At 75.9% G+C, this 4268-nt stretch carries 5 protein-coding genes; all 5 read right to left on the bottom strand.

Going from position 1 to position 4268, the window contains the following annotated elements:
- On the bottom strand, positions 1–309 hold a 309-nt coding region (locus tag GTY56_RS40130; RefSeq protein ID WP_524540164.1), incomplete at its 3' end, for a hypothetical protein.
- Complete coding sequence (locus GTY56_RS31825) at positions 299–1306, bottom strand: AAA family ATPase (RefSeq protein WP_161368748.1); 1008 nt, start codon at positions 1304–1306, stop codon at positions 299–301. The genes GTY56_RS31825 and GTY56_RS40130, both read right to left, overlap by 11 nt.
- Before the next feature lie 63 nt (positions 1307–1369).
- On the bottom strand, positions 1370–3058 hold the full coding sequence (locus tag GTY56_RS31830) for a VMAP-C domain-containing protein (protein WP_161368749.1): 1689 nt from the start codon (positions 3056–3058) through the stop codon (positions 1370–1372).
- Positions 3055–3393, bottom strand: a complete 339-nt coding sequence (locus tag GTY56_RS31835) for a CU044_2847 family protein (protein ID WP_161368750.1) — start codon at positions 3391–3393, stop codon at positions 3055–3057. Before GTY56_RS31835 ends, GTY56_RS31830 begins: the two co-directional genes overlap by 4 nt.
- A gap of 80 nt (positions 3394–3473) precedes the next feature.
- A partial coding sequence (locus GTY56_RS31840; protein WP_272923412.1) for a carboxyl transferase domain-containing protein occupies positions 3474–4268 on the bottom strand: 795 nt, incomplete at its 5' end.

Here is a 4268-nt window from a genome sequence, read left to right on the forward strand (position 1 = left end):
CGGGGAGCGCGGCGCGGGGAGGCGGAGCGGGACGCGGCCCGGGCCGGCCGGGACGGAGGGCTCGGCGGCCTGCGGTGGCTCGGGGGCGGCGGGGGCCGGCTCCTGCTGGCCGGGAGCCGTACCCCCCGTGACGGGAATCTCGGGAGCGTCCGGCCGGCCGGTCTCGGGCTCGCCGGCCGACGCGTCCAACTTCCCTGCCAGCCACAGCAGTTCGGCGATCTCCCGGGGGGTCGGTGCGGCGCCCGCCGCCGACAGGGCCGCCTGTAGCCGGGCGACCGGGGACGGCCCGGGTCCGCCGTCAGAAGCCATCGCCGTCGGCCGCCGCGCTGAGGTACGGCATCAGCTGCTCGGCGAGGTCGTCGCGGGACTCGGCGTCCAGGCCCGCCACTCCCGTGAGGTAGAGGGCGTTCAGCAGCTGGTCGGTGGCCAGTTCGCCGCCGGAGGCCCGTTCCAGGAAGCGGGTGATCAGACGGTCCGCGTCCCCGTCCGGCGTGTCCAGATGGGCCCGGACGATGTGGGTGAGCTGGTCCCGGCCGGGGCGGCGCAGCTTCAGCCGGACACAGCGGCGCAGGAAGGCGGGCGGGAACTCGCGCTCCCCGTTGCTGGTCAGCACGACGAACGGAAAGGCCCGGCAGCGGACCCGGCCGCGGTGGACGGTCACCGGTGTGTCCGTGCCGTCGGCGAGCACCTCGGCCGCGCCGTCGCCGGAGTGCCGGGCGGCACGCACCAGTTCGGGGATCTCGTACTGGCCCTCCTCCAGGACGTTCAGCAGGTCGTTCGGCAGGTCCAGGTCGCTCTTGTCGATCTCGTCGACGAGCAGGGCACGGGGCCGGTCGTAGGGGAGCAGGGCCGTGCCGAGCGGGCCGAGACGCAGGTGGTCCTCGACACCGCCCCGTTCCTCCCGCGCCTCCCGGGCCGCGTACAGCCGCGACAGCGGGTCGTACTGGTAGAGGCCGTCCGCCAGCGAGCTGCGGCTGGTGATGTTCCAGCGCAGCACCGGGCCGAGCCGCAGCTCGCGCGCCACGGCGTAGGCGAGGGACGACTTGCCGGTGCCGGGCGGGCCGGTGACGAGCAGAGGGCGGCGCAGGCAGAGCGCGGCGTTGACGAGCCGGACGCTCTCCTCGCCGGCGACGTACGACTTGGCCCGGTGCACACGGTCGGGGGAGACGGCCGCCGCGTCGTCGCCGTCGTGCGGCGGCGGCAGGGCGGGCCCGCCGTCGAAGGCACGCCAGGGCGGTGGGGCGGGCAGGTCGTCGATGCCGTCGTGCGGCTCGTTGCGGCCGGTGTAGACGGACCAGTGCGGCATGGGGAGTGGTCTCGCTCTCCGTTTTCGTGCGGGTGTCTCTCAGGCGCGTCGCGTGCGGGCGGGTCAGGCCACCGGCGACCTCGCGTGCGCGGCGGCGACGGCGTGCGGGTCGGCGAAGACCCGCGGGTCGTCCCAGAGCAGCTGGATGCCGCGGGCCCAGTGGTCCTCCTCCGCGTGCGCCTCCTCGCGCAGGGCGAGGACCTGGCGCGGGAGTTCGGCGGGCGGTACGGCCATGACGTGGGCGTCGAGCGCGTCGAGGAACGCCTTGCCGGTGCAGCCGTCCGCTCCGGCGCACTCGTCCTGCCCGGAGTCGCAGCCGTCCCGCGACCACACGATCACCGGAGCCGGTGCGGTGAGCGAGGTGTCGAAGTGGGGCCGGGTGCGGGCGGCGGCCGGGGCGGTGCCGAACCCGGCGAGGCAGGCGTCGCGCTGCCGCAGCCGCAACCGCAGCCGCCCGGGCTCCTCCGGCACGCCGCACTCCACCCGGTGCATCCGCGCGCCCGGCCACGAGTCGAGGCGCTTCCACGTCCGGGTCAGCACGTGCCGGGTGCTGGCCTTGCGGCGGGCGTGGTCGGTGACGACCAAGGGGTAGACACAGCCGAGCGGTGTGTCGTCGTCCGGGGCGCTCTCCCAGCGGTCGACCGGCCAGTCCAGCCAGTCCCGGGGCAGCGCGAACGCGACCAGCTCGTCCGCGCCGGGCGTCAGATAACGGAAGGCCGCCTCGATCCCCTCCTGCACGTACGCGTGCAGCCGGTGCCGCTCGACCGTGCCGGAGTCGACCGGGTGGCGCCGCCCCTCGCTGTACGCGGACACCTCGACCCGGACCAGGCCGTCGCCCGCTCCGCTGTGCCCGAGCTCGACGAGGATCGGCGACCAGTCCGGGGCCGACGGCTCCGCGGCCGGGGCGTGCAGCAGGTCCCGGAGCCGGTCGGCGAACCGGGCGACGGTGCGGGCGGCGCCCGGGCCGTCGAGTTCGCACAGCACGAACAGGGCCGCCGACCACAGCGAGTCGAACCCCTCCTCGGGCGGCGGAGGGTCGAACGGGTCGGCCGCCGCCGTGTACAGCCGCACCGGGTCACAGTCGACGCCCGCGCGGGCCGCCCTCTCGACCAGGGCACGCAGCCGGGCCCGGTCGGCGGTGGCGTGGCCGGAGGTCGGGACCAGGCTCTGCAGGCCCGGCCAGTAGCGGGCCATGACCTGGGTGGGCATCATCCGGCCGGTGCGCACCTCGCCGCTGCCGGCGTCCGCCGTGACCATGCCGACGACCTCGCCGGTGTCGGCCAGCGTGACGGCGGCCCCGCTGAAGCCGGGGGCCAGGGGCTGGCCGCCCTGGTGCCAGGCCTCCAGCTGGAGCCACTCCCGTCTGATCAACTGCGCTGCCGTGACGCGGCATTCGGTGAGGGTGCCCTCGTCGAAGCCGCGCGGGAAGCCGTAGACGACGAGCTTGCGGTCCGCCGTGCCGTGCGCCGCGTCGGCCGGGGCCAGCGCGGCCGGGGCGAGGGGCACCTCCCGGTCGAGCTCCAGCACGGCCAGGTCACCGGGGTCGGTGGCACCACCGGCCCAGCCGCCGTGCGCGACGACCCGGGCGGGCAGGGCCGGAGTGCCGGGCCGCTCGGTGAAGGTCACCGCCAGGTCCTCGCCGTCGCCCACGACATGAGCACACGTCAGCACCGTGCTCGGGGTGACGAGGAAACCCGCCCCGGTCACCCGGCCCCGTAACTCGATCCGGGCGTGCCACTCGGCGCTGTTCATGAGGCGGAGCTCGCCCCGGGGGTCTGCGGGGACCAGGTCAGCCTGACCACGAGATGGCCCTCGGCGGTGCCCTTGGCGATGAACGCGCCCGTCTCGGCGGCCAGTTTCACCCCGAACTCGATCTCCACGCCGTCGGGCCTCAGCGAGCCGTCCCGGAAGACACGCAGCGCGGACTCGGCCGCCGCCCGCACACCGTCCAGGGCGCCCTCGAAGGTGCGGGTCGCCTGGACCGTGCCGTCGCCGCGGGAGACCAGCCGGGAGCCGGACCGCTCCTCCACCGCCTCGACCGCGACCACGGCCCCGTCACCGGTTCTGAACTCGACCAAACCGTCCACGACACCCCCGTCGTTCGATTGCGCTGGGCAGGCCCATTGTGACGGAAGGTGCTCGATGACGCAGCGGGCATCCACGGAACTCATCCACCGACGGTCCCCCGGATCACCCCCAGCTCCACCAGGTCCTGTGGCCGGATGCGGAGTTGGTCCGCCGTCGCCTCCACCTCGCGCGGGGGCCGTTTGAGGATGGCCGCCGCCAGTTCCGGGGCGATCACCGAGAAGTAACTGTCGGGAGTGGCCCAGGTGTTGCCCGGCGCGGCGAGAGCCAGTGCGCCGCCGGAGCCGCCCTCGCCGATCACCAGCGTCGTCACCGGGGTGCGGGCGCCCGCGACCGCGGCGAACAGGTCGGCGATCGCCGCGCCCGCGCCCTGCCGTTCCGCCTCCGCGTCGTTGGCCGCACCCGGGGTGTCCACCAGGGTCAGCACCGGGATGCCGAGCCGGTCCGCGAGGCGGATCAGCCGGGCGGCGGTGCGGTACCCGGCGGGGCGCGTGGCCGTCCCGGTCTGCGCGGCGTAGGCGACCGTCCGGCCCTCGTGCGTGCCGAAGCCGCACAGCATGCCGTGCGGGTCGGTGCCGCCGCAGCGGTCGCCGCTGATCGCGGCCCGGTCCGTGAAGTAGGCGTCCAAGTAGGCCGTCGCACGCGGCCGTTGCGGGGAACGGGCGCGGCGGACGGCGTCCCAGCCGGTGGCGGGCAGGACCGCGCACTCGCCGAGCGCTCCGGGCGGCGGCGCGGGCGTCGTCGACGGGCAGGTCAGCAGCCGCAGCCACCGCCCGAGCGTCTCCCGCAGCTCCTCCGGCCGCACGACCGCGTCCGCCGCGCCCGCCGCGAGCTGCGCCTCCGCGGTGTACGCCGCCGGGTCCGCGTCCGCCGGCCG

The sequence above is a fragment of the Streptomyces sp. SID5643 genome (assembly GCF_009872555.1).
Taxonomy (GTDB): Bacteria; Actinomycetota; Actinomycetes; order Streptomycetales; family Streptomycetaceae; genus Streptomyces; species Streptomyces iakyrus.